At 51.7% G+C, this 6,326-nt stretch carries 4 protein-coding genes; all 4 read right to left on the bottom strand.

From position 1 onward, the window contains the following. Window positions 1–4,272, bottom strand: a 4,272-nt coding sequence (locus VM802_RS17620; RefSeq protein WP_325532889.1) for an SDR family oxidoreductase, incomplete at its 3' end; no start/stop codon positions are given. A 60-nt stretch (window positions 4,273–4,332) separates the two neighbouring features. After that, entirely contained in the window at window positions 4,333–5,106 is a 774-nt protein-coding gene (locus VM802_RS17615) for an SDR family oxidoreductase (protein ID WP_325532887.1), read from the bottom strand. 37 nt (window positions 5,107–5,143) lie between these two features. Next, entirely contained in the window at window positions 5,144–5,527 is a 384-nt protein-coding gene (locus tag VM802_RS17610; protein WP_325532885.1) for a hypothetical protein, read from the bottom strand. A gap of 27 nt (window positions 5,528–5,554) precedes the next feature. Then, window positions 5,555–6,326 (bottom strand): penicillin acylase family protein (locus tag VM802_RS17605; RefSeq protein ID WP_325532883.1); only part of this gene is annotated, 772 nt, incomplete at its 5' end.

The raw sequence follows: 6,326 nt of genomic DNA, 5'->3' as shown, positions 1-6,326 counted from the left end.
GAAGGGATCTGCCGTAACGGATATTTCTGCGGGCGCATAAAAGAATCCTGTTTTGATTCCTTCGGAGATCATATCTGAGAACCAGTTCAGATCGGGGCGGCGGAAATAGAGCCCCGAGCTGGCGATGGCGTCCAGCGAAGCCTGCTGCAGATAGTTAACCCTGCGGGGGAAGTCGACTGACCTTCTTATCCATGTGTTCATCAGCGCAATGATGCGTTTATCGCCAGGCCCTCCTTCGAAGACCGCTGATGATTTCCTGAATGTGTTCATATCCACCACCTGCGCTTCATAGCCTATATCCTGCAGCATGGCCGCGATGTCATGGAAGCTGATGCGGTAAGGGCTTTCCATATGAAAGCAGGTCATATCACTTTCTGCTTTATTAAGGCAGAAGTTGACAATGCCTTTAGCGACCGTGTCCACGTAGGAAAAGGCCACCTGTTCCGTATAGTTATCGGGAACCTGTTTCAGGAGCATCATGCCTTTGATAATCTGGAGGATGCGGTTATGTTCGATATTACGCTGAAACCTTCCGTGCACGGCATCTGCGGAGATATGACCGACACGGTAGATCTTTCCCCGTCCGTCGGTATTGAGGAAGTGGCGGATCATTTTCTCTGCTTCGAACTTGGTTTTTTCATAGTCAGACAGAAAAGATTGTCCGAAATCAAAATCATGTTCGGAGAAGTCGCGGGTTCTGTTATCCGGGGAGCAACCGCTGACGGCCAGTGTGGACACGTAATGCAATGCTTTGTCTTTGCCTGTCCGGGCCAGACTGATCATACATTCGGTGGCTGTAATATTGGTATGCATCAGTTCTGCATAGCTCTTTACCAGGTTGACGTCGGCGGCGGCATGGAGGATCACATCCACTTCTGCGGCCATGAGGCTGTAGTCTGTGTCGGTGATGCCCAGTGCGGGGCGTGTGAGGTCGCCACGGATTACTTTTATGCGGGTATACGTTTCAGGTGGGAGGCTGCCAAAGTAATATTTCAGGCTTTCGTACAGCCGTTCTTCTGCGTGCTGTTGACTATCTCCTCTTACGAGGCACCAGATATTCACGGCATCGTAGCTCAGTAATTCCTTTAACAAATGAATACCGAGAAAACCGGTGGCGCCGGTCAGGAAAATGGTTTTCCTTTCAGCGGAGGCATTACCGACCGATGAAGGATCAATGCTGTAAAGGGGCAGTCCGACCGATGGTTCACTGCTGACGAAAGTAAGCAGCGGATGTGCGCTGGTTGTCATACCGGGGCGGGTTGTATGCTGACGCAGTGCGAAGGAAAATGCTTTTACAATATTGTTCATCAGATTCCTTGAAAAGCGCCAGGGCTGGTATTGAATATCGATCACCAACGATTGTCCGATAAACCTGGATGTGAAGTATAGCTTGTATTCGCACTGTGCATTCCGGCTACGTGTAGGACCGGGATTAAAGCCAGCGGGCTGCATCCGGATGGAGTCATTGCCAAATTCCCCCGGGAAATGCCCCAGATAATTGAACCGGATGTCCGGGCGTTGCGATGCTGCCGGAGATGCCGTGCGGTTATACCGGTTGATGTTATTGGCTGTTACCGCCTTGTTTTCTATTAATACGGAACATGGCAGCGGTGCAAGCGTATGCTGGTTCAGGTTAAGCGGTACAGTTACGGCCCACCATCCTACGGATCTGCCAAGCCCGCCATATTCGTCGGTATGCGGGCGGCCGTGGTATTCCACGTCTACAGAGATTTCGGGGATGTTGCATTCTTTTGTCACCGCATTACCAAATGCGCTGAGTAACAGTCCGCTGATGCTCAGCTCATGCTGCTGTTCTTCCATTTTTTTCAAGGCGGCTGTCACGTCGTCTGGTACAACGATGCCAATTACTTCGCTGTATTGCCTGCTCTCATCATTGGGTGCGGTTTCAGGTAATGAGTGAATGACCTGCAATGTAATATCGTCCTGGAGGCTTTGTGGCAAAGGTTCTCTGGCAGGCGAGGCAAATAAATGGCCGACGATGTTTTCCGGGATTACGGTTGGCTGCTGTCCTTTTACGATCAGGTCGTAATAGTCGAGCAGCTCATCGATAATGATATGCCAGGAAATAACGTCGACGGCGAGATGATGACAGGCGAGGCACAGATAGTCTTTTCCTTTGGGATCTATAAAAATATGTGCGGTGAAGAGTTTCCCCTTCCCTATTGCGTGTTTCCGCAGTAGCTGGCTGCTCTCTTCCTGTATCTGCATTACTGCCGACAGCTTGGGGTTCAGGATTGTGGTGCCGATCACTGCGCCGGGGTTGTTGTTCTCCCAGGCGGTGTATCCGGCAGCACTTTTCCGGAAGGCCATCGTCAGCTGTGCGTGGCCTTCCAACACACAGTTGAGCGCCAGCACCATTTCGCGGACACGGATGCTGCTGGTGGTTTCCAGCAGAATGATCTGGCAGTAATCATTCAGATCAAAGTAGTCCTGATGGAGGAACTGGTATTGTGACCAGGTGAAACTGGCGGTGGTGTCATTCTTTGTTCTTTCGCCGGTATCTGCCGTGGTCCATTCCGGCTCGAGCGCGATGAAGTCGTGGAATACGGGATGCTGGTTGAGGTCAGTGATATGTACGCGGTAGCCATAGCGTTGTAACCTGCCGATCAGTTGTATCGCGAGCAGTGAATCGCCGCCTGTTTCAAAGAAATTATCTGCCGCGGCCACGTTGTCTATGGCGAGGATCTTCTTCCAGGAAATCTCTGCCTGCGCGGGCCATGATCCGGCGGTAGCGGGCTCTCTGACTTGTCCGTTGACGGCGATGCGGACCCGCTGTTTCAATGCACTGAAATCGATCTTACCGTTGGAATTAAACGGCGCCTCGTGGTAAAAGAAAAATGCGGAAGGCAGCTTATAGTCGGGCAATCTTTCCTTCAACCAGTTGCGTAATGTATTTTTTGTGAGTTCTCTTCCGTTCAAGGGCTTCACATATACCTCCAGCATGTTACGGCCATGGTCATCGCTTACAGTGGCTGTAGCATTTTCCACGTCAGGATGTGAAGCGGCGGCCAGTTCTATTTCGCCCAGCTCAATGCGATGTCCTTTTACTTTCACCTGCCGGTCTGTTCTGTAGAGGAACTCGAAGCTGCCATCTTCGTGTTTCCGGCAGATGTCGCCGGTGCGGTAGCACCGTGTGGAGAAGCCGTTCACATAGCGGGTCACGAATCGTTTGTTATTTTCTTCCTCATTCCCCAGATAGCCCAGGCTTACGCCGGGGCCACTGATGAGCAGCTCGTTGTTATCGTCCAGGAAGCAGTACCCATCGCCCAGTGGCGTACCAATGGGTACGGAGGTGGTGAGTCCTGCATAAGGGGCGTCTGGCGCAGCCTTATACATCGTGGCGCCGATGGTAGTCTCCGTAGGTCCGTAGTGGTTATAGAGATCTATGCATGTCCGCAGGGCGTGCATCTGTGTAACCATTTCCCAGCTCAGCTTCTCCCCGCCCGTAATTATTACTGGTATCTGCCTGGTGAAGGGTTTCTCCCGGCCACCCAGCAGCGACATGATATGAGAGGGTGTGATCTTCAGCAGGGAGATTTCATCTTTATCCATTATATCCCAGAAAAGTGCGGGGTCCGTAGCGCAGGTTCTGTCTACAATCCGCAAGAGGCCGCCGGATACCAGCGCCATCAGGAAATTGGTGAGACCAAGGTCGGCAGCAAAGGTGGATACGTGTGCCGCGTGGACCTTATCAGGGCATCCGATGCGTTCGTACACTGATTGCGTATAGTGAAGCACGTTAGCATGCGATACCTGTACGGCTTTGGGCTCACCGGAAGTGCCACTGGTAAGCAGGATATAGCAGGTGTCTGCGTTGCCGGTTGTGGTTATTTTCCGCCCGGTGGGCGTTGCGGCGCTTTTGGCCAGTAATACGTTTCTGTTGAGCACCTTTATCTCCTGCATATCGGGAGGAAGCATGCGCTGTCCGATGTCGATGATCATACGCGGCGATACTGCCCGGATCTTTGTTTCACCGGTGAGCATGTTTTCATCATGGTCCAGCAGCACAGGAACAGCCCCGCACAGCAGTACGCCCCAGAAACAAATGACGCTGGCTATATCCTTCCTGCTTACGCACACGATCCTATCACCAGGCTGTACGCCTTGCCCTTGCAGCGTTTCCGCCACATATGAAGCATAGCCGGACAGCTCCTGATAGGTAAGTGTTGCAGCATTATCTCTGACAGCGGGCCTATTGGGGTATTTACAGACAATAGCTGTAAAGAGGGCTGCCAGGTTTGAGTAGTTCATTTCCATTTCGAAGACTATAAAAGTGAAACTTTATTGCCAGGAATATCCGGCAACAGCAGATCAGGGATAAGCCTGCCGCGTGGGTCTGATCGAGATATTATCCAGGTGCACATTTCCGGGAAGATTCAGCAGGAAGCTGATCACCTGTGCAACATCATCTGCTTTCAGAATGGGGCCGACTTCCTTTGAATAGCTATCAAACCATGCAGGGTCGTAACCGGCGGCTTGCTGAAAATTGGTTCCTACCAGTCCGGGTTCTATCAATGTAACGCGGATTCCTTTGGGGCCCAGCTGCCGTCTCAGGGCTTCCGTAAGTCCGTGTGCAGCGAATTTTGTGGCGCCGTAGACGGAGTTGAAAGGCGATACGTTTCTGCCGATGGAAGAACCGATTACGACAATGTCCAGCGGTGCTGCTACAAAATCGCGCGGTGCTTCCGCGAGCTCCTGCATTGTTTTGCTGATGCTTTTCATTTGATGCATCAGTCCTTTAACGTTGGTATTAATCAGATGATCCCATTCATTTTCGTCAGAGGTCAGTACGGTGCCTGGCAGTCCGCGGCCTGCTGATGCTATAAATACGGAAGGGTATTCATTCCAGGTATTGTGGCATGCCGCGATGCAAGCATCCGTCACCTGTTTTTCTGCTATGTCTCCGCAAATGCTTACCGCTATTGTGCCGTGGCCGGCTGCGTTCACCTTTTGCTCTACATCTGTCAGCCTGTCTGCAGAGCGGCCGTTCAGCACCATTCTCACACCTTGTGCAGCCAGACGCAAGGCAGTAGCTTCTCCTATGCCGGAGCTGGCCCCTGTAATAATTGCAATACGATCCTTCATAATCATCCTGTATTGATTTTGATTTAATAAACACCTGTTACAGCACAGGTTCTTCTTCTCTGATTGCAACAAATGCGCTACCAGTATATAGTGCCAGACCGCCCAGCAGTCCACCTGCCAATCCTGCCAGCAGCGGTACTACAAAAGGCGGCGTGCCCAGTAGTTGTCCCATTCGCAGGAACACCGTACCGTGCAGGGTTGCATCATAAAAGAAGTTAGCGCCTGCCCAGACGATGAATCCTGCCAGGAAGCCGGGCAGAAAATAGTAGAAACGCAGCTGCCACCACTTCAGTGCAGCGCCCAGTAGTACCAGTGGTATGATGAATGCCCACCACGGATATGGCAGCAACGCTCCTGACAGCAGCGTCAGCAACGCGGCAGCCAGCGTGACGGATATAGTGCTCTGTATTTTCTTTTTCATGTTATGAGTTTGATGGTGAGGGTGTACTTATTTCAATTTCCAGCTGCCGGCGCTCTGTTTCATGGCTTCGTTCATCGACATAAAAAAGGTCAGCGGGTAATATTTTCCGTGGGCCCAATCGCCGATGAAATTATCATAGTAAGGACTACCAACGTCTCCTGATTGTCCGCCGGCGTATATCCCGAATGCGCGTGGTCTGTCGCCCAGTTCCACGATCATGCGCCAGGACGGGCCCCAGTTGGACGATACTGCGTTAATTGCCTCTGTGTACCCAGCGGAAGGGAGGTTGGTCCGGCTGAAGGCATCGAGGTTGGTGAAGTGTTTTATATTCACTTTGTTGAAGCTGCCCCAGCTGGATTCACCTTTTGCGGCAAGCAGATCGTAGCTGGCTACGGCGTTGGAGAATGCCTGGCTGACAATATCAGGGGCTGTTTCCACTTTTGTTGTGCCTTGTTTATCGAAGTAGCTGTCGTTTGGTTCATGGGTGATGAGATCGAGCAGAACGCGGTCGTCCGGCATCCTGCTGTAGAAGTCGAGATTCTTCAACTCATCCCACGTATAGTCTTTCACGTTATTCCACCACAATTCAAACAACCGGGCTTCCTGGTCATTGCAGTTGTAAGCGCCCTTCCAGTGTTCCAGGGCGGCGAGCCGCTTTTGAGCAGCAGCGGGCAGGGCTTTGCGGTCCATTATATTCAACAGCACGGGTAAAGCATCTGTGGCAAAGTAGCTGGTGTTGTCGAGCTGTATTCCTTTCATCTTCTCCACATCAAAATCATTTTCTTTTTCCAGCAGTTGT

The organism is Chitinophaga sp. (assembly GCF_035538455.1).
Taxonomy (GTDB): domain Bacteria; phylum Bacteroidota; class Bacteroidia; order Chitinophagales; family Chitinophagaceae; genus Chitinophaga.
Note: the sequence above shows the minus strand (reverse complement) of the source record. Positions and strands in the feature narration are given on the sequence as shown.